Raw genomic sequence first — 19,883 nt, forward strand, 5'->3', positions numbered from 1 at the left:
AACGCGGTTAATCATTGGCTGAAACGCAACACGCCCGAAGTGGCTACCAGTCACGACACGCCGTAGAGATTCCCATCCACACAAAATCCGCAGCTGTGTGGTGCGCTTATCTGCAGTGATGTTGCAAAGTCGCATATTGCTCCACAAGTTCTCCACAACCCCTCAACACGGGCGCGGATGGATATGCACACACGATGCACAGGTCTATGAACAACACCGTTTGTTGTCCTCGCCAGCAACCTTTAACGTCGACCCGTCGTGAGGTGATGCCGGCGTTCGAAGACCGACAGCGCGGCCCGCGGTGGGAGTCCCGCCGACTGTGGGCTCGAGTTGGTCACGAGGGCGAAGGCCGACGATGCGCCCGGGGTGGGGGGTCCCCCCGTTTAGACGGGGGCCACTCGGGCGGTCGGGCTGAGTCGAGCGGTGTCGGTGGCATGACCTAACGTCAGGTCGCCGGTTTCGAATGCGCGTTCGATCATCGTGCGGAGGAGGCGGGAGATTCAGTGGCCGTAGTAGACGATTTGGGTCGTGCCGGAGCGGACGTCCCCAGCGAGGACTACGGGCGTCAACCGCCGCAGGACCTCGCCGCCGAGCAGTCGGTGCTGGGCGGCATGCTGCTGAGTAAGGACGCCATCGCCGATGTCCTGGAGCGGGTGCGGCCCAGCGACTTCTACCGCCCGGCGCACCAGAACGTCTACGACGCCATCCTGGATCTTTACGGCCGCGGCGAGCCGGCCGACGCGGTGACGGTGGCCGCGGAGTTGGATCGCCGCGGGCTGCTGCGCCGAATCGGCGGGGCGCCCTATCTGCACACGCTGATCTCGACGGTGCCGACCGCGGCCAACGCCGGCTACTACGCCGGGATCGTCGCGGAGAAGGCGCTGCTGCGACGGCTGGTCGAGGCCGGGACCCGGGTGGTGCAGTACGGCTACGCCGGCGCTGACGGCGCCGACGTCGCCGAGGTGGTCGACCGCGCGCAGGCCGAGATGTACGAGGTCACCGAGCGGCGGCTGTCCGAGGACTTCGTGCCGCTGGAAGACCTGCTGCAGCCGACGATGGACGAGATCGACGCCATCGCCTCCAACGGCGGTCTGGCGCGTGGTGTGCCGACCGGGTTCACGGAACTCGACGAGGTCACCAATGGGCTGCACCCCGGGCAGATGATCATCGTCGCGGCCAGGCCTGGCGTGGGCAAGGCGCTGGCGCTGGATACCCCGCTGCCGACGCCGACCGGCTGGACGACCATGGGCGACGTCGCCGTCGGCGATGAATTGATGGGCCCAGACGGACGTCCGACGCGCGTCGTGGCCGCGACCGAGATCATGCTGGGCCGGCCATGCTACGAGGTGGAGTTCTCCGATGGCACGGTGATCGTCGCTGACGCTGAGCACCCGTGGCCGACGGCGTTTGGCATCCGCACAACGGGCCAATTAATTAGCGGCCTGGATACTATCTCCGCTGCGGGATCCGTCGTGCCTTCCGCGGGGCGTTCGGGCGCGACCACTGTGATGGCTCCGGTGTTGCAAGTCGACAAAGTTCGCCCGGTCACGAGCGTTCCGGTGCGGTGTGTGCAGGTCGACAACGCCTCGCACCTGTATCTGGCCGGCCGCGGCATGGTGCCGACGCACAACTCGACGCTGGGTCTCGATTTCATGCGGTCGTGCTCGATCAAGCACCGGATGGCCAGCGTCATCTTCTCGCTGGAAATGAGCAAGTCCGAGATCGTGATGCGGCTGCTGTCCGCCGAGGCCAAGATCAAACTCGGCGATATGCGGTCGGGCCGAATGAGCGACGACGACTGGACACGGCTGGCGCGGCGGATGAGCGAAATCAGCGAGGCGCCACTGTATATCGACGATTCGCCGAACCTGACGATGATGGAGATCCGCGCCAAGGCGCGTCGGCTGAAGCAGAAAGCCGATCTGCGCCTGGTCGTCGTGGACTACCTGCAGCTGATGTCATCGGGCAAGAAGGTCGAGTCACGGCAGCTCGAAGTGTCTGAATTCTCAAGGCATCTCAAGCTTTTGGCCAAGGAGCTTGAGGTTCCGGTGATCGCGATCAGCCAGCTCAACCGTGGTCCCGAGCAACGCACCGACAAGAAACCGATGCTGTCGGACCTTCGTGAATCGGGATGCCTGACCGCTGCGACGCGGATCCTGCGGGCCGACACCGGTGCCGAAGTGACGTTCGGCGAGCTGATGCGCACGGGTGAGCGGCCCCTGGTGTGGTCGCTGGACGAGCAGCTGCGAACGGTGGCCCGGCCGATGACGAACGTGTTCCCGAGCGGCCGCAAGGAGGTGTTCCGGCTGCGCTTGGCTTCTGGGCGCGAAGTCGAGGCCACCGGCAATCATCCGTTCAGGACGCTTGACGGGTGGACACCGTTGGAAGAGTTGACGATTGGCGACCGGCTGGCGGTGCCGCGCCGGATTCCGGAGCCGGTTGGCACACAGCGGATGGCCGACTCCGAGGTCGTTCTGCTGGCGCACATGATCGGCGACGGCTCGTGTGTGAAGAAGCAGCCGATCCGGTATGCGTCGATCGACGAGGCCAACCTCGCTGCGGTGGCCGTTTCGGCGGCGTATTTCGGAGTGACTGCGGTGCGTGATGACTACCCCGCCGCCAGGGTTACTACGCTGCGGTTGCCCGCTCCGTATCGGTTGACGCATGGTCGACGTAATCCGATCGCCGCATGGCTGGACAAGCTCGGGCTGTTCGGGTTGCGGAGCTACGAAAAGTTCGTGCCGCAGACAGTTTTCGCATTGCCGAACGATCAGGTAGCGCTATTCCTGCGGCATCTCTGGGCGACCGATGGATCGGTGCTCTGGAATCAGTCGTCTGACCACGCACAGATCTACTACGCGTCTACGAGCCGGCAACTAGTCGACGATGTCATGCAGCTGCTACTGCGTCTCGGCGTATGCTCGCGGATAGCGCGCGTGCCGAAGTCTGGCTACCGTGATTGCTGGCATCTGTATATCGACAGGGCAGAGAACCAGAGCAGGTTCCTACGAAGCGTCGGTGTGCACGGCATTCGAGGGGCCGCTGCGCGAGAGGTTCTTGCCAAGCTGGACACTCGCAGCGGTCGTCCAGGCTCTGACACAGTACCGAAAGAGGTGTGGATCAAAATCGGAGAAGCGCTGGCTGCCAAAGGAATCACGCACCGCGAACTCTCGGCTTCGCTTAACGCATCCTTTGCTGGTGCGACACGCAGATTTGCACCAGGTCGGCCGCGGTTGCACAGCGTCGCCGCGATGCTGGAGGACCGCGAAATCCATGCATTGGCTACTAGCCATGTATTTTGGGACAAGATTGTGGAGATCAGCAGCATAGGCGAACAAGATGTTTATGATGGAACTGTCCCTGGCACGAATAACTTTGTGGCACAAGGCATTTCAGCCCATAACAGCCTCGAACAAGATGCGGACATGGTCATCCTGCTGAACCGGCCCGATGCCTTCGAGCGCGATGATCCTCGCGGTGGCGAGGCGGACTTGATTCTGGCCAAGCACCGCAACGGCCCGACCAAGACGGTGACCGTCGCTCACCAGCTGCACCTGTCGCGCTTCGCCAACATGGCGCGGTGAGTGTAGGTTCTCAAATCCCGTGTCCAATTCTCAAATGAAATGTCCACTGCGTGTCCAATTGGACAACCGAGTGAGACGCGCGACGCAAATAGGCGGGAGTCGGTGGGCCCCTGGTTCTTAGAACGCCCCGCCTTTATCGGTGTAGCCGGCGGTCAACTTCTAGACGAAAATTACTGTTGCACAACAATTTCTGCCCACGTTAATCTGAGATCTAGTCTCGTGAAAGCGCGTGCAAATTACCGGAGATCGAAGATAGTGCAAGGAGTCCTTCGAATCGCGCCAAGCTGGGTGCCTACCTGATGGTGGGCATCGTGGCACTGCTTCTGTTCATCACGGGAACGCAGCTGCCGAGCACCGCAATGAGATTCGTGACCAACGGCCCGCTGGTTGTCACAGCGCTTTTCACGGCGTAGGACCGCTGGATATGGCGTTGGCCGGGCATCGTGCGGATAGCCGGCCGGCCGTCACTGGTTGGTACTTGGTAAGGAACCTTGAACTCGTATCGCTATGACGCGCAACAGAATCGAACAATAGAGACCACCCTGGATATCGCGCTGGCGATAGCCCAGTCCTGATCAGCGCATCAGACGACGCGCGTGCGCCCACAACAAGCGCGACCAGAACGACGATCTAGGCGCGCCGCAGGCGGCAGCTGATCGAAAGCCCATTCAAGGCCTTGCACGGCGCCTCAGCTGCGCCGTTGCGGCGTGGCGAAGGAGGCGATGTGATCGATGGTCGTGTTCAGTGCGGTCCTCAGTGGCTCGCCGTCGCGGAAGGTCTTGGCCAGCAGCAGGCCGCCCTGCAGGGCGGCCAGCAATGCCATGGCTAGTTGGTCGACGTCGGCGCTTTCGACGAGTGCGCCGCGGGCCTTCATCGCTCCCAGGCCATCACGGATGGCGCCCTGCCATCGCCGGTAACCGACCACGACGTCGTTTCGTGCGACGTCGTCTCTGTCGGCGAGCTCGCTTGCCAACGAACCCAACGGGCATCCTCCGCGAAAGTCGTTGGCCCGCGCGCTGGCGACGATCGCCTGGGCCCAGGCGCGCAATGCGTCGATGTCGTCGAGGTGGGCGAGCAGGGGTTTATGAAACCCGAGGTTCGCGTCGCTCCAATACCCGATGACGGCGCACGTGAGGGAGTGTTTGTCGCCGAAGTAGTGGTAGATCTGCGACGCGCTGACCCCGGCGGCGGCCTGGAGATCCTCGAAGCTGGTGCCAGCTACTCCCTGCTGGAACATCAGGGCCGCGGCCTCGGCCAGGATGCGGTCACGGGTGGCTTGGCCCTTGCGCGTGATCATCTCACAAGAATAGCCTTCTTTGGTATGTAAGTTCCAAAGAAATCCTATTTTTCTAGAGTGCTCAATTCAGTAACGAGAGACTAGCGCCGTTAAGGCCATGTAGACGTCCACCAGCGTGCATCAGGCGGAATCGCTGACAATATCGCTGCAGATCATATGGTTTACCACGTGATACGGGCGGTCAGGATGCGTTCCGGGGTGGTGCAGCCTGTGCGAGTACTCATCGCGGGAGGGCCCCCTGATTCTGGTGTTGACATTCCAAACATTATGCGGTTTTGTGAAGTAGTCATTCCAACCTGGCAGGGAGGCGGTTGCATGACTACTCGGAGTTCGACCATCGGGAGGCAGGCGGAGGCGGCCGGGACATCACCGCAATTCGCCGTCGCCTACATCGCGCTGCACGCGGCCGCCCCCGCGGTCCTCACTGGTGGCGTCGAGCCGATCCCGGGTCGACCGGCCGCGCCATGATCCCGGGCGCAACGCCCGCAATTTCACGCTAAAACCTCACACGATTAGGAGACTTCAATGAGCAAGAACCCCTCGCCCAGCGGCCGGATGCAGGGCCAGACCGTCCTGGTCACCGGCACCACCAAGGGTGGCATCGGGTATGAGACCGCCCGCCTTCTCGGTGACGAGGGAGCCACCGTCCTGACCCACGGCCGCACCCAACAAGCGGCGGGCGCCAGCGTCGGCAGCCTCACAGTCGACGGCAACGGAGCGGGCACGTTCATCCCGGTCGCCGCCGATCTGAGCTCAATCGCCGGCGCCCAGCAGCTGGCAGACGTCGCCCGAGCCGCAGCCCCCCACGGCATCCACGGTCTGGTCAACAACGCCGGCGCCGGGTTCAACGAGCGGCGGCTGTCCCCCGATGGCTTCGAGATGACCATGGCCATCAACCACGTGGCGGTCGCCGCCTTGACCGATGCACTCCTGGACCTGTTGCAGGCCGGTGCCGGCGCCTTGGGAAGACCGTCGCGGGTAGCCAACATGACCGCGCTGATCGAGGGGCGCGGCAAAGTTGAGACCGACTGGTCCTATCCGGGCAGGTACTCCCAGACTCAGGCCTACTTCAATGCGAAGTTGACCAACCTGCTCTACACCTACGCCTTGGCTCGCCGGCTCGACGGTCACGGGGTCACGGTCAACGCGGTCAGCCCCGGCAGCGTGAACAGCGGTTTCGGCGCCAAGGCTGGCGGAACCTTCGGGCTGATGATGAAGCTGGGTTCACCGCTCTACGGCCACGCCAGCAAAGGCTCCGCCGGGGTCATCCGGATCATGACCGACCCCGGCCTGGCCACCGTCACCGGCGGCTACCACACGCCCTCCAAGCAGAAGAAGTCCTCCAAGAAGTCCCGCACCGAGCACCTGCAGGACCAGGTCTACCTGCAGACCCAACGCATCCTGCGCGCCCACCACGACGACCACCCCAGAAGCGTCGGTGATGACCGCGCTCACCCCACGCCGCAGCGTTTCCAGTAGCTAGTCGCCGCGGCGGCGGACCCGGGGGGTGGCCGCTACGCCTGTGCGCCCGGGCGTAGCGGCCAGCTCCCCATCAGCCCGAGACCTCGGGCGGGCAGGTGGCAGCCAAGACGCGTGCGCCGACCAACTGGCCCGCGCGAGCTGGCCGGTGGCGGCGGTCTTTCCGGCTAGTGCACGCGAGGCGATCAGATGAATCGGAAAGGGGGATCGGGAGGGCGGGAGCCAAACCTGGGCACAGTGATAACAGCAAGCGAATCAGTCGCCGAGCCGCACCGGCTCACCCCCAAAGGGCGGGCGACCCGGGAGCGGATCGTGGCAACAGCAGCGCAACTGATGTATCACCACGGTGTCGCCGGCACCAGTCTGGTCGACGTCCACAAAGCGGCCGGGGTTGGCCCCTCGCAGGTGTATCACTACTTCGAGGACAAGGAATCCCTGGTCAGGGCGGTCATTGCCCACCGCCTGCACGCTGTGCTGGCAACGCTTCGGGGGCTGGACAGCATGGAAGGGCTGCGCGCCTGGCGAGATTTAGTCGTCGACACCTATCGCCAGCGCAACTGTGAGGGGGGCTGGGCGCCGACACCGGTCTGACCCTGAACCTGGGGATCAACCCGATCGTCGCCCGCCTCATCGGCCAGTACGGGCCAGTTGCCTTGCGCGACATGTACGTGGCGGGATTAAGTACCGAAGACCCCGACGCCTTCGTCGGCGGGCTGTTTCTGACCGAACGTGGCGGCGGTTCGGATCTCAACAACACCGTCCATACCCGGGCGCATGACATCGGTGACGGCCTGGTCGAGATCACCGGCGAGAAATGGTTTTGTTCCGACGCCGACGCCGACGTCATGGTGGTGATGGCGCGCAATGCCCCCGACGCACCGGTGAGCCTGTTCCTGGTGCCGCGGCGCCGCGAGGACGGCACCCTGAACATCCGGGTCCGCAAACTCAAAGACAAGCTCGGCACCCGAAGCTGCCCGACCGGTGAGATCGAATTCGACCGATCCATCGGATGGCCGCTACGCCTGCAGGACGCCGGCGCTACCGGCCTGCGCGACGCCATGGACGTCACCAACGCCTGCCGACAGGGCGTGGCGATGATGGGCCTGGGCACCGCCCGCCGCGGCCTGCTGGAATCGGCGATCCAAACGCATCACTGGAAAGTCAAGGAACGCTTACTGATCGATCTTCCGATTATCCGTGAACAACTCGTCGATCTGCTCGTCGACGTGGAAGCCGCCACCGCACTTGGCTTCGAATGCAACTCCGATCGCTACCCGACAGGACACGGCGTGCCGCGCATGCTGATCCCCGCAACCAAATCGCATCTGTGCCGACTCGGTGTGTCCGCGGCCGCGCAAGCACTCGAACTGCACGGCGGCAACGGCTACAGCAACGACTTCGGGCTGGCCCGACAGCTACGTGACGCCCAGGCCAACCCCATCTGGGAAGGCACCGAACACATCCTCGCCCTCGACGTGCTGCGCGCCATCGGCCGCGAAGGCGCCCACCACGACGTACTGACCCGCATCGACGACGCCCTGTCCACCGCCGAGCACCACACCGCGGGCTGGGCGGTCCCCGAACTGCATGCCGTTCAGATCGCCCGCAACCACCTGGCACGGCGCGTCACCCAGATCGCGGAAGCCGGGCCCGGCGCGGCTGAAGCCAACGCCATCAGGTTGTCGCAGCTGCTGTGCCGAACGGTCATGTCGGCGTTGTTGTTTGAACACGCCGCCCGCGACGACACCTCAGCCCGCTCCACCCTCATCGCGGTCCGCCACACCCGCCGCCACCTCATCGCCGACGCGTCCTGGACCGACCGCATCGCCCAACACCTTGGCCGAGAACTGCTTGCGCACAACGATATCGACGAACGCAGCGCGGCCAGCGCCGCCACCATTATCTGATCGCGCCGTTCGCAGAAAGTCACCGACAACAGTCGACCACGATCCGACAAAGGAGCCGAATCTCCATGGCGACAATCAGCAGCACCGAACAATTCATAGCTCGGGCAAAGCGCCGCCTTCCCACCGTCAGCACACTGCCGGGTCTGGGCTACATCGAGCAGCGGCTACGGACGCGGGCGCGGGAGCAGGTGCCCTTCGCTGAGCCGCCGCGGGCAGTGGGCTCAAACCCGTCATGGGCGACTTCGGTCTGCCGGTCTTAGGCCACATGATCGAGCAGTTTCGTAGCGGACCTGACTTTGCCCGGGCCCTCTACAACGAGCGCGGGCCGGTTAGCTGGTACGGGTCGCCGTACATGAAAGCTGTTGCGGTACTGGGCCCAGACGGCACCCAGGAGGTCTTCACTAACAAAAGCAAGGATTTCTCCCAGCAGGGTTGGGTGCCGGTCGTGGGAGCTTTCTTCAATCGCGGCCTCATGCTGCTCGATTTCCAGGAGCACCACCAGCACCGGTTGATCATGCAGCAGGCGTTCACGCGGACCCGGCTGGCCGGCTATGTCGAACACATCGACACCGTCGCCACCGACGTCGTCGGGCAGTGGCCCACCCACAATAGTCGGTTCCTGCTGCATCCTGCGGTGAAGGAGCTGACCCTCGATATCGCGTCCGTGGTATTCATGGGCAACCCCCCGGGAGCCGACAGCGCACAGCTCACCAAGGTCAACCAAGCGTTCGTCGACACCGTCCAAGCCCCCGGCGCGGTGATCCGGTTCCCCCTGCCACCATTCAAATGGTGGCGCGGCGTGAAAGGCCGCAAGCTACTCGAGGAGTACTTCACCCCACGGATACAGGGTGCACGGCGACAAGAACCCAGCACCGACATGCTGTCGGTGCTGTGCAACGCCGCCACCGATGAGGGCGACGCATTCACCGACAAGGACATCGTCAACCACATGATCTTCCTCATGATGGCCGCACACGACACCTCGGCATCCACCATGACGACCATGGCGTATCACCTTGCCGCGCAACCACACTGGCAGCAACGTGCCCGAGACGAGTCAGCTCGCCTCGGCGACGGACCCCTGGACATCGAGGCACTGGAAAAGCTGGAAACCCTCGAGTTGGTGATGAACGAATCGCTGCGGCTGGTATCGCCGCTACCCCTGGCTGTGCGATCCACCGTGCGTGACACCGACATCCTGGGGCACTACGTCCCCAAAGACACCACCATCGTGGTGTGGCCCAGCATGAACCACCGGTTACCCGAATTGTGGACCAGCCCCGATGAATTCGACCCCGAGCGGTTCGCCGAGCCACGCTGCGAGCACAAACGTCACCGCTACGCCTTCTCACCATTCGGCGGCGGCGCACACAAATGCATCGGCATGATGTTCGGCCAACTCGAGATCAAGACGGTCCTACACCGGCTGCTTCGGCGATACCGGTTGGAACTCACCCGACCCGACTACCAACCACACTGGGAATACAGCGGGATGCCCCTGCCACTCGACGGGATGCCGATTACCCTGCGCCCCATAACACCATGACCCACCCGCTTTCCCAGTGACAAAGACGGGCGGCCGACTGGCGAAACACCTTTAACCAGTACTTATGCAGCGAAGATTAGCAAATGGCACCAGCTTGCTAAAAGGCCCGATTGCATCTTCGGGCTCGGGGAACACATGGAACCTTCGTCCTACCGCGTGGTCCCGTGGGCGACGGGAGATACCGGCGCCGGCGCGAGTGGCGGTGACGCGGCGCCCTGGCTGGGCCAGCCTGCACCCTCGCGGCGGCTTGGCCCAGTGGCACGCCAGCGGCGAACGGCCCCGCCTCGTGCGGTTTTGACCGCGACGCAGCCGTCGAATGTCGCGGCCGTCACCACTGTCATGCTTCGCTCAAGATCGCGATGGACTTTGTGTCCAGGTAACTGTCGATGCCCTCGGGGCCCAGTTCGCGGCCGTAGCCGCTGGCTTTGACGCCGCCAAACGGCGCGAAGGGGTCCATGGTGTAGCCCTGGTTGATACCAACGGTTCCGGTGCGAATGCGCGCCGCGATCGCCAACGCCCTTTCGGTGTCATCGGACCAGACTGAGCCGGCCAGGCCGTAGTCGGAGTCGTTGGCGATCGCGATGGCCTCGTCGTCGTCGCGGTAGGGGATGACGGTGATGACCGGTCCGAAGATCTCTTCGCGCGCAATCCGCATGGTGTTGTCGGCGCTGGCGAACAACGTGGGCCGGACATACCAGCCGGTGTCGAGGCCGTCGGGCATATCTGCGCCACCGGCAATCCGTTGCGCACCTTCATGTTCCCCGATCTGGATGTAGTCGTGGACGCGCTGCTGTTGGCGCCGCGACACCAAGGGGCCGAGATGGGTGTCGGGGTCGCTCGGGTCGCCGACCCGCAGATTCGACATCTCGGCGGCTAACGCGTCGACGTATTCGTCGTGACGCGCTTGAGGTACCAGGACGCGGGTGAGCGCGTTGCAGATCTGCCCGCTGTTGGACAGGCTTGCCGATCGGACTCCGGCGGCGACTTTCTCAGGGGACGCGTCCTCGAGCACGATCGCAGCGGACTTCCCGCCGAGTTCGAGGCTGACCTTGGTGAGGTTGGCTGCGCAGGCCATTGCCACGGCGCGGCCCGCCGCGGTCGATCCGGTGAACGAGACTCTGTCCACGCCCGGGTGCGCGACGAGGGCCGCACCCACCTTGCTGCCGCCGACGACGACACTCACCACCCCGGCAGGCAGGCCCGCTTCGGTGATCATCTCGCTCAAAAGCAATGCATCCAAGGGGCTTTCGGGCGCAGGCTTCAACACGACGGCGCAGCCGGCCAGTAGAGCAGGCACGAGCTTGGCGATGATGAGCAATTGAGGCATGTTCCACGGCACGACCGCGCCGACGACGCCGACCGGTTCTTTCCGGACGCGCACATCGGCCCCGAAGAAGCCGCGCCGGTCCTGCTGCCACTGATGACCTTCGGCGAGGTCGCAGAACGCGCGGATCATCATGGCGCAGTCCCACGTGTGCGCGCTTGGCGAAGCTGATCGGGGCGCCCATCTCGGCGCTGATGATGCCAGCCATCTCGTCGCGGCGGCGGTCGTAGGTGTCGGCCAGGCGCCGAACCATGGCGATTCGTTCGGCCGGTTCGCTACGGCCCCAAACCGCGGAGTCGAAGGCCGCGCGTGCCGCGGCGACAGCACGGTCGATGTCCGCGACGGTTGCCGCATCGACTTCGGCGATGACCTTTTCGGTGTGCGGCGATATCACTGACAGGACGTCTCGCCGAGTCTGCAACGCCATCAGAACCTCCCGGTCATCGACTAATATCAACTACTTGCTATTGAAGTGCCGACGATATACCGTCGGCTCCGATGGGGTCGCAGGGGCCGGTCGATCACGGTGCCGGTTGCCGCAGGTCCTTGCTAATCGGATTGCACGAGGAGCGATCATGGCGCGTTTCCCGAAGCCGGCGGAGGGCAGCTGGACCGAGCACTATCCCGAGCTCGGCACGGCGCCGGTGTCCTATGAAGACTCCATCAGTCCCGAGATCCACGACCTCGAACGCGAGGCCATCTTCAAACGAGCCTGGCTGAATGTCGGTCGTGTTGAACAGCTTCCCCGCAAGGGTAGTTACTTCACCAAGGAACTGAAGGTCGTCAATACGTCAATCATTCTGGTGCGCACGGGATCAGGTGAGGTCAAGGCGTTCCACAACGTGTGCCGGCATCGCGGCAACAAGTTGGTGTGGAACGACATGCCGCTGGAAGAGACCCGCGGTGTGTGCCGGCAGTTCACCTGCAAGTACCACGCCTGGCGCTATGACTTGGACGGCAACCTGACGTTTGTGCAGCAGGAAGGCGAATTCTTCGACCTCGACAAGAGCCGCTACGGCCTCGTACCGGTGCACTGCGATGTCTGGGCGGGATTCATTTTTGTCAACTTCGCCAAGAGGCCCGAGCAGTCATTGCGCGAATTCCTCGGGCCGATGGTGACCGCGCTGGAGGGCTATCCCTTCGACCAGATGACCTCGCGCTGGTGCTACCGATCGGAAGTCAAAGCGAACTGGAAGCTCTACATGGACGCCTTTCAGGAGTTTTACCACGCACCGGTATTGCATGCGAACCAGTCACCGACCGCGTACTCAAAAGCCGCGGCCGAGGCGGGTTTTGAAGCCCCGCACTATCGGCTGGATGGGCCGCACCGGCTGGTCAGCACCTCGGGGGTGCGGGCCTGGGAGATGGCCGCCGAGATGCGCAAGCCAATCGAGGACATCTGCCAGAGCGGGCTGTTCGGCCCGTGGGACAAGCCTGATCTGGGGCCGATGCCCGACGGGCTGAACCCGGCGAAATGTGATCCGTGGGGCCTGGATTCGTTTCAGCTGTTCCCGAATTTCGTCATCCTGTTCTGGGGCCAGGGCTGGTATCTGACATACCACTACTGGCCGACGTCCTACAACAGCCACGTCTTTGAAGGGACGCTGTACTTCCCGGCGCCCCGCACGCCGCGCGAGCGGGTGGCTCAGGAGTTGGCGGCAGTCTCCTTCAAGGAATACGGGCTGCAGGATGCGAACACTCTCGAAGCGACGCAGTCGATGATCGAATCGCGGGTGATCGACACCTTCGTCCTCAACGATCAGGAGATCCTTCTCCGTCATCTCCACAAAGAGACGGCGGCCTGGATTGAGCAGTACCGGCAGATGACCACGGCGGGGGTGTGACCTATGCTTCCCGTCGAGTTCGCCGACTTAGAGCCGTTTACGGAGTGGTGTCTGCCCAGTGAGCCGCAACGCTATGCCAAGCGGCTGGCCAGCTCCATGGTTGAGATGAAGGCGTTCTATGACGCGATCACCCCGAGAGCCGAAGAGGCGTTGGCGTTCTGCGACAAATTTCCTCTCAGCGAACTACCTGATGATGTCGAGAACCTGATGCATTTGCTGTACTCGATGATCATGGTGTCGTTCCCGGTGGAGTGCTGGAAACAGCCCCGGGTGCCCGACTCGGGTGCCTCCACCCTGAACTGCGTGTCCGAGCCCGCTCCGTGAGCGATGTCACGGTTCTGCGGGCGGCGCGATGGGCCGACGTCGTCACCGGCGAGATCCGTACACCGGCGGTGGTCGTCGTCGAGGACGAATGTATTGCGGCTATCAATCCCGAAGCGCCGCTGCCGGATTCGGCCACTATCGTCGATTTGGGTGACCTGACGTTGCTGCCGGGTTTGATGGACATGGAGCTCAACCTGCTGATCGGCGGGCCCGGCGGCCCCGAGGGTTTGCCGTCGCCGATGCACGGCGTCCAAGACGATCCGGCCTACCGCACGCTGCGCGGCGCGGTCAACGCGCGCACCACACTCGACGCCGGATTCACCACCGTGCGCAATCTAGGGTTGATGGTCAAGACCGGCGGCTACCTGCTCGATGTGGCGCTGCAGCGTGCCATCGATCAAGGCTGGCACGTCGGGCCTCGGATCTATCCCGCCGGCCACGCCGTCACCCCCTACGGCGGTCACCTCGACCCGACGGTGTTTCAACGGCTCGCACCCGGCATCATGCCGCTGTCGGTGGGGGAGGGCATCGCCAACGGTGTGCCGGACGTGATCGCCTGCGTGCGGTACCAGGTTCGGCACGGCGCCAAGCTGATCAAGGTGTCCGCCTCCGGGGGTGTGATGTCGCACAGCACTGCGCCGGGCGCGCAGCAGTACTCCGATGCCGAGTTCGCCGCCATCGCCGACGAGGCCCATCGCGCCGGTGTGCGCGTCGCGGCCCACGCGGTCGGAGACAGCGCCATCCGGGCCTGCATCCGGGCCGGCATCGACTGCATCGAGCACGGTTTTCTTGCCAGCGACGACACCATCCAGATGATGGTCGACCACGGCACCTTCCTGGTGTCGACCACCTATCTGACCGAGGCCATGGCGATCGACCGCATCGCACCCGAACTGCGCAAGAAAGCGCTGGAGGTGTTCCCGCGCGCAAAAGCCATGTTGCCGAAGGCAATTGCGGCCGGCGTACGAATCGCGTGCGGCACGGACGCTCCCGCCATCCCGCACGGCCAGAACGCCAAGGAGCTCGGCGCGCTGGTGACACGCGGTATGACACCGGCGCAGGCAATCAAGGCGGCGACCATCGTCGCCGCCGAGCTTGTCGAGGCCGACGACGAGTTGGGCCGGCTGTCACCGGGCTACCTCGCCGACATCATCGCCGTGCCCGGCGATCCTTTCACCGACATCGCCGCCACCCTCGACGTCCGCTTTGTCATGAAGAACGGGCAGATCCACAAGTCGCCCGCCGCATGCCCATGAACAGAGCGCGGACACCCCACATGTCGCCACGTGCGATAACGTCGAGTCGTGGCTGATCAGCGATCCCGCAGGCGGAGTCCGCAGACAGTGGACACGCAGGCGGGTCTGGAACTCACCGACAACATCCTCTGGCTGCTCAAGCAGGCGTTTTACTACTCGCTGACTACCATCAACGACGCGATGAAGATGCACGGTGTGAGCACCGCCCAGATCGGTGTGTTGCGCCAACTCAGCAACGAACCAGGCCTCTCCGGTGCTGAATTGGCCCGGCGACTACTGATCAGCCCTCAAGGTGTGCAGCTCGCCCTCACCGCGCTGGAGAAGCGCGGCTTCGTCGAACGCAAACAAGATCCCCAGCACGCACGCATCTTGCGGGCGCACCTCACCGGTGAAGGACGCAAGGTCGCTGAAACCGTTGTCAGCGAGGCGATCTCAGCGCATCAGGACGTGTTCGGGGTCCTCACCGCCGATGAGCAGCAGACGTTGCGCGAACTACTGGGCCGCGTGGTCGAAAAAGGCACCGGCCACGAACTCTTCATCGATCACGTCGAGAGTTAACCCCCTGCTCGCTGGCGTGAGCGCCGTTCCGGTGAACCTAGTATCTAGTACTTGAGATTAGTCACAAGTAGTTGATACTCTGACCGGGATGAGTGACGAGCCCACGCCCTTACGTAACGGACCGGTCGCAACGGCCGCCGCCGGCGCCGTGCCGGACGAGATCACGATCAAGCTCGACGGGCGCACCACCGCAGCGCCGTACTCCGCCGGCGACACAATTCTGCAGACGGCGCGCATGGCAGGTCTGCAGGCACCGTCGTCCTGTGAAATCGGCTCGTGCGCCACGTGTATGGCTCGGATAACCCACGGCAGCGCCCGGATGCTCAACAACGATGCGCTCGAGCCGGATGAGGTGGACGAAGGCTGGGTGCTGACATGCCAGGCGTTGCCCACCAGTTGCACTGTGCGGGTGGAATATGAATGACCGACCGGAGGTATTGACCGCGATGGATCGCAACTGATGAGCAAGGTGGCGGTGGTGACCGGCGGGGCCTCCGGCATGGGCGAGGCGACGTGTCACGAACTAGGCCGGCGCGGGATAAAAGTCGCGGTCTTGGACGCCAATGAGGTCGCCGCACAACGTGTGACCGAGGATCTGCGGGCCGACGGCGTGACCGCGCTCGGGGTAGGCGCTGACGTCACCGACCGGCCAGCGGTTGAGCAGGCCTTCGCGAAGGTGCGCAGCGAACTGGGGCCGGTAACGATCTTGGTGACCAGTGCCGGCATGTTCGGATTCTCGCCGTTCGCCGATATCACCACCGAATCCTGGTCTCGCATGATCGATGTCAACCTGACCGGCACGTTCCACTGTTGCCAGGTTGCGTTGCCCGACATGGTCGACGCGCGGTGGGGCCGGATCGTGATGATCTCGTCGTCGAGCGCCCAGCGCGGATCCCCCTTCGCGGCGCACTACGCGGCTTCCAAGGGGGCGGTGATCACCTTGACGAAGTCGTTGGCCCGCGAATACGCCGCATACGGAATCACCGTCAACAACATCCCACCCTCAGGCATCGAAACCCCGATGCAACACCAGGGTCAGGCCGCCGGATACCTACCCTCCAACGAGCAGCTTGCCAGCAACATCCCACTGGGCTACCTGGGCACCGGCGCCGACATCGCGGCGGCAGTGGGATTTTTGTGCTCAGAGGAAGCCCGCTACATCACCGGCCAAACCCTCGGCGTCAACGGGGGAGCGGTGATGTGACGACCGATGACGACTGGAGGTTTCGATGACACGATCAGGAAGGCCCCCGGAAGGTTCCTGGACCGAGCACTACCCCGAGCTCGGCACCGGCCCGATCTCCTTCAGGGATTCGACCTCCCAGGAGTTCTACAACCTTGAACGCGAGGCAATCTTCAAGAAGGCCTGGCTGAACGTCGCGCGCGTCGAGGAACTTCCACGGGCCGGCAGCTATCTCACCAAAGAAATTGAAGTTGTCGGAACGTCGGTGATCCTGGTGAAGGGCAAAGACGAACGGGTTCGCGCCTTTTACAACGTATGTCGGCACCGTGGAAACAAGTTGGTGTGGAACGACTTTCCTGGCGAAGAGACCCGAGGCACGTGCCGCCAGTTCACCTGTAAGTATCACGGTTGGCGGTACGACCTGCAGGGTGCCCTGAAATTCGTTCAGCAGCAGTCGGAGTTTTTCGACCTTGACCTGGCCGACTACGGCTTACGTCCGTTGCCTTGCGAGGTGTGGAACGGCTTCATATTCATCAACTTCGACCCCGAGCCGGACCAGAGCCTGCGCGACTTTTTGGGCCCGATGATCACCGGGCTTGATGACTACCCCTTTGCGAAACTGACTGAACGCTACGAATGGGTAGCGCACAACAACAGCAATTGGAAGATCTTCGCCGACGCCTTCCAGGAGTACTACCACGTCCCCTCGCTGCACTCCCAGCAAGTGCCCGCAGAGGTACGTGAACCCAACGCCGGATTCACCTGCGGCCATTTCCAACTCGACGGCCCGCACCGACTGGTATCCACCGCCGGTACGCGCCGCTGGCTGCTGCCCCCCGAATACATGTATCCGATCGAGCAGGCTACCCGCAGTGGACTGGTCGGACCGTGGCGTACCCCCGATATCGGTGAGCTTCCGGACGGGCTCAACCCCGGCAACATCGAGCCCTGGGGAATCAGTAATTTCCAGATCTTCCCCAACACCGAAATCCTCATCTACGGCGGCTGGTATCTGCTGTACCGATACTGGCCCACATCGCACAACACCCACCGTTTCGAGGCCTACACATTCTTCTCGCCTGCCCGCACCGTACGAGAACGCGTGGAGCACGAAGTCGCCTCGGTGGTGCTCAAGGAGTTCGCACTGCAGGACGCGGGCATGCTCGGCGGAACTCAGGCAGCGCTGGAATACGGGATCGTCGACGACTTTCCACTCAACGATCAAGAGATCCTGGTGCGCCACCTGCACAAGGTGGTCGTCGACTGGGTCGAGGCGTACCGCCGCACCCAGGCCCCGGTAGGAGTATGACCGTGGGAGAAACCCGGCTGCCGAGCGCGTTCGCCGAATTCGAAAGCTACGCCCAGACCTGGTGTCTGGCAACAGAAACCGAGCGATGGAACGCCCGTGTCAACGCGTCGATGCCTGAACTGCACGACTTCTACGACGCGTTCTTCCCGCGCCTGGAAGAAGCGATCGAGTATTGCGACAAGTTCCCGCTCGACGACTTACCCGACGACGCGCTGCACCTGCTGCACCTCATCTACTCGCTGATCATGGTGGCCATGGCGGTGGAAATCATGCACCAGCCCGCCCCGGTCGACGCCGCCGACGCGGTCATGATCCGTACTGGCGAACCAATCCCGTGATCAATCCGCTGGCTTCCGAAAAGGAGTGTTCATGAGCCTGCTCACTATCACGAAACTCACCGACTCCGTCGGAGCCGAAGTTCACGGCTTGGACCCAGCCGGGCTCGGAGGTGACGATTTGGTCGGCGCGGCCGTGCTGGATGCGTTGGAGCACAACGGAGTTCTGGTGTTCCGCGGCCTGCGACTCGATCCGGAAGCCCAAGTCGACTTCTGCCGGCGCCTCGGCGAGATCGACCATTCCTCTGACGGACACCACCCGGTGGCGGGCATCTACCCGATCACCCTGGACAAGTCGAAGAACGCCTCCGCGGCCTACCTGAAAGCGACGTTCGACTGGCATATCGACGGCTGCACGCCACTGGGTGAGGAATGCCCGCAAAAGGCGACGGTGCTCTCAGCAGTTCAGGTTGCCGAATGGGGCGGCGAAACCGAATTCGCCAACTCCTATGCAGCTTACGACGCACTCACCGAGCAGGAGAAGGAGCGCTTGGGGGCATTGCGTGTGGTCCATTCGTTGGAGGCATCGCAGCGGCGGGTATACCCCGACCCCACGCCGGAGCAAGTAGAGCGCTGGCGTGCGCGGCGTACCCATGAGCACCCGCTGGTGTGGACCCATCGAAGCGGTCGAAAGTCCTTGGTGCTCGGCGCTTCCGCCGATTACGTGGTCGGCGTGGATCTCGAGCACGGCCGTGCGCTACTCGATGAGCTGCTGGTGCGAGCCACCTTGCCGGACAGGGTCTACAGCCATTCCTGGTCGGTTGGCGACACCGTTATCTGGGACAACCAAGGCGTGCTGCATCGCGCCGCCCCTTACGACCCCGACTCACAACGCGAGATGCTGCGCACCACTGTTCTCGGTGACGAACCGATCCAGTAGAGGGAAGAAGCCATGGCCAAAGCACTGCTGTTCGTCGAAAGCAAACCCGCCTCACCCGAGCAGGTCGACGACTATCACGCGTGGCACGAGAGCACGCACATCCCCGAGATGCTCAGCGTCGATGGGTTCGTTTCGGCGCGACGCTGGCACGCCGACGACGGTGAATCCTTCATCACGCTCTACGAGATCGACACCGATGTCGAGACCGCCCGAGCGAACCTCAAAGCCGCGCTGCAAGCCGGTCAGATGTCCCGACCCGACGTTGTCCAGTTGCAACCGCCTCCCGTCCAGCGCTATCTGACATTCGTGGGTGAAACCACCGCGTGATCCACCCGCTTCGCCTGACTCCGCTGCCAGACGTTGAGTGGGACGACGAGTCTCGCGCAGCGCTGTCCTCGCTGATCCCGGCCGAACGGGCCAACGTCCGCGGCGCCGGCAACGTCCTGTCGACCATGCTGCGCCACCCCGCGCTGACCGCGGCCTACCTTCCGTTCAACGCGTACCTGCTTACCGCATCGACGCTGTCCCCGCGGACACGCGAAGTGGCGGTGCTGCGCGTTGTCTACCGGAGTAACTGCGACTATCTGTGGACGCATCACGTGCCGCTGGCAGCGCGTGCCGGGCTGACGACCGCCGACATCGACGGCATCCGATCTGGCCACTGTGCCGACAGCACCGACCAACTGGTCATCCAGGCTGTCGACGATCTCACTACCGACGCCACTATCAATCAGCACACCTGGGACCAGCTCTGCGACAACCTCACCCATCAGCAATGCATGGATCTGACCTTCATCATTGGGGGTTACTTGCTGCTTGCGTTGGCGGTCAACACCTTCGGCATACAGAACGAGGAACCCGCGCAGGGGCGACGGTGACTGGGTCGTCCTCCGACGCCCAGCTGTTCATCACCACGACGCGAGCGTTTCTCGACAAACATGCCTCACTTGCCGACGTGCGAGCGCTGCACAGTGACGGGCGTTCGTACGATGCGCAGTGGTGGCAGCGGGCGACCGAACTCCCTGATGAGTCCGGTAAGCGGCCGCGTATTGACCCC

Annotated in this window: 16 protein-coding genes and 3 pseudogenes; 17 read left to right on the forward strand and 2 right to left on the reverse strand. The window is 63.5% G+C overall.

The features are described 5' to 3' along the window. Positions 1-503: 503 nt before the first annotated feature. The gene (locus G6N27_RS16120; protein WP_163777554.1) at positions 504-3,584 is read left to right on the forward strand and encodes a replicative DNA helicase; all 3,081 of its coding nucleotides are present in this window, start codon (positions 504-506) and stop codon (positions 3,582-3,584) included. Between the two features lie 688 nt (positions 3,585-4,272). On the opposite strand, the gene G6N27_RS16125 is transcribed toward G6N27_RS16120, so the two are convergent. Then, positions 4,273-4,881 carry a TetR/AcrR family transcriptional regulator gene (locus G6N27_RS16125; RefSeq protein WP_163777557.1) on the reverse strand — a complete coding sequence of 203 codons (609 nt, stop codon included), beginning with the start codon at positions 4,879-4,881 and terminating at the stop codon, positions 4,273-4,275. A gap of 315 nt (positions 4,882-5,196) precedes the next feature. Here G6N27_RS16125 and G6N27_RS16130 point away from each other — a divergent pair, with 315 nt between their 5' ends. From G6N27_RS16130 to G6N27_RS16150, 5 genes and pseudogenes are all read left to right on the forward strand, one after another. Beyond that, positions 5,197-5,349: a hypothetical protein gene (locus G6N27_RS16130; protein ID WP_163777559.1), complete on the forward strand. Its 153-nt coding sequence runs from the start codon at positions 5,197-5,199 to the stop codon at positions 5,347-5,349. A 57-nt stretch (positions 5,350-5,406) separates the two neighbouring features. After that, the gene (locus tag G6N27_RS16135) at positions 5,407-6,360 is read left to right on the forward strand and encodes an SDR family NAD(P)-dependent oxidoreductase (protein ID WP_163777562.1); all 954 of its coding nucleotides are present in this window, start codon (positions 5,407-5,409) and stop codon (positions 6,358-6,360) included. A 312-nt stretch (positions 6,361-6,672) separates the two neighbouring features. Beyond that, complete coding sequence (locus tag G6N27_RS16140) at positions 6,673-6,951, forward strand: TetR/AcrR family transcriptional regulator (RefSeq protein ID WP_232064604.1); 279 nt, start codon at positions 6,673-6,675, stop codon at positions 6,949-6,951. Positions 6,952-7,028: 77 nt separating this feature from the next. Further along, the gene (locus G6N27_RS16145; protein ID WP_163777569.1) at positions 7,029-8,267 is read left to right on the forward strand and encodes an acyl-CoA dehydrogenase family protein; all 1,239 of its coding nucleotides are present in this window, start codon (positions 7,029-7,031) and stop codon (positions 8,265-8,267) included. A gap of 65 nt (positions 8,268-8,332) precedes the next feature. After that, positions 8,333-9,813 (forward strand): annotated as a pseudogene (locus G6N27_RS16150) (cytochrome P450). Between the two features lie 337 nt (positions 9,814-10,150). Here G6N27_RS16150 and G6N27_RS16155 read toward each other — a convergent pair. Continuing rightward, a pseudogene (locus G6N27_RS16155) lies at positions 10,151-11,564 on the reverse strand (aldehyde dehydrogenase). Positions 11,565-11,712: 148 nt separating this feature from the next. Between G6N27_RS16155 and G6N27_RS16160 the strand changes: the two are divergent. The 11 genes and pseudogenes from G6N27_RS16160 to G6N27_RS16210 all read left to right on the forward strand — a co-directional run bounded on the left by G6N27_RS16160 (position 11,713) and on the right by G6N27_RS16210 (position 19,704). After that, positions 11,713-12,981 carry an aromatic ring-hydroxylating oxygenase subunit alpha gene (locus G6N27_RS16160; RefSeq protein ID WP_163781890.1) on the forward strand — a complete coding sequence of 423 codons (1,269 nt, stop codon included), beginning with the start codon at positions 11,713-11,715 and terminating at the stop codon, positions 12,979-12,981. A gap of 3 nt (positions 12,982-12,984) precedes the next feature. Beyond that, positions 12,985-13,305, forward strand: coding sequence for a hypothetical protein (locus G6N27_RS16165; protein WP_163777572.1), 321 nt, complete (start codon positions 12,985-12,987; stop codon positions 13,303-13,305). Continuing rightward, on the forward strand, positions 13,302-14,561 hold the full coding sequence (locus G6N27_RS16170; protein WP_163777575.1) for a metal-dependent hydrolase family protein: 1,260 nt from the start codon (positions 13,302-13,304) through the stop codon (positions 14,559-14,561). The genes G6N27_RS16165 and G6N27_RS16170 overlap by 4 nt, the downstream gene beginning before the upstream one ends. Before the next feature lie 105 nt (positions 14,562-14,666). Continuing rightward, positions 14,667-15,119, forward strand: coding sequence for a MarR family winged helix-turn-helix transcriptional regulator (locus G6N27_RS16175; protein WP_163781892.1), 453 nt, complete (start codon positions 14,667-14,669; stop codon positions 15,117-15,119). Between the two features lie 151 nt (positions 15,120-15,270). After that, positions 15,271-15,543: pseudogene (locus G6N27_RS16180) on the forward strand (2Fe-2S iron-sulfur cluster-binding protein); the annotation flags it as partial. A gap of 36 nt (positions 15,544-15,579) precedes the next feature. Beyond that, positions 15,580-16,323 carry an SDR family NAD(P)-dependent oxidoreductase gene (locus G6N27_RS16185; RefSeq protein WP_163777579.1) on the forward strand — a complete coding sequence of 248 codons (744 nt, stop codon included), beginning with the start codon at positions 15,580-15,582 and terminating at the stop codon, positions 16,321-16,323. A gap of 25 nt (positions 16,324-16,348) precedes the next feature. Beyond that, positions 16,349-17,611: an aromatic ring-hydroxylating oxygenase subunit alpha gene (locus G6N27_RS16190; RefSeq protein ID WP_163777582.1), complete on the forward strand. Its 1,263-nt coding sequence runs from the start codon at positions 16,349-16,351 to the stop codon at positions 17,609-17,611. Next, positions 17,608-17,949, forward strand: coding sequence for a hypothetical protein (locus G6N27_RS16195; protein WP_163777585.1), 342 nt, complete (start codon positions 17,608-17,610; stop codon positions 17,947-17,949). The genes G6N27_RS16190 and G6N27_RS16195 overlap by 4 nt, the downstream gene beginning before the upstream one ends. A gap of 31 nt (positions 17,950-17,980) precedes the next feature. Then, positions 17,981-18,826 carry a TauD/TfdA dioxygenase family protein gene (locus tag G6N27_RS16200; RefSeq protein ID WP_163777589.1) on the forward strand — a complete coding sequence of 282 codons (846 nt, stop codon included), beginning with the start codon at positions 17,981-17,983 and terminating at the stop codon, positions 18,824-18,826. Positions 18,827-18,838: 12 nt separating this feature from the next. Continuing rightward, positions 18,839-19,153: a DUF4286 family protein gene (locus tag G6N27_RS16205; RefSeq protein ID WP_163777592.1), complete on the forward strand. Its 315-nt coding sequence runs from the start codon at positions 18,839-18,841 to the stop codon at positions 19,151-19,153. Then, complete coding sequence (locus tag G6N27_RS16210; protein ID WP_163777595.1) at positions 19,150-19,704, forward strand: carboxymuconolactone decarboxylase family protein; 555 nt, start codon at positions 19,150-19,152, stop codon at positions 19,702-19,704. The genes G6N27_RS16205 and G6N27_RS16210 overlap by 4 nt, the downstream gene beginning before the upstream one ends. Positions 19,705-19,883: the final 179 nt, after the last annotated feature.

It is taken from the genome of Mycobacterium cookii, from assembly GCF_010727945.1.
Lineage (GTDB): Bacteria > Actinomycetota > Actinomycetes > Mycobacteriales > Mycobacteriaceae > Mycobacterium > Mycobacterium cookii.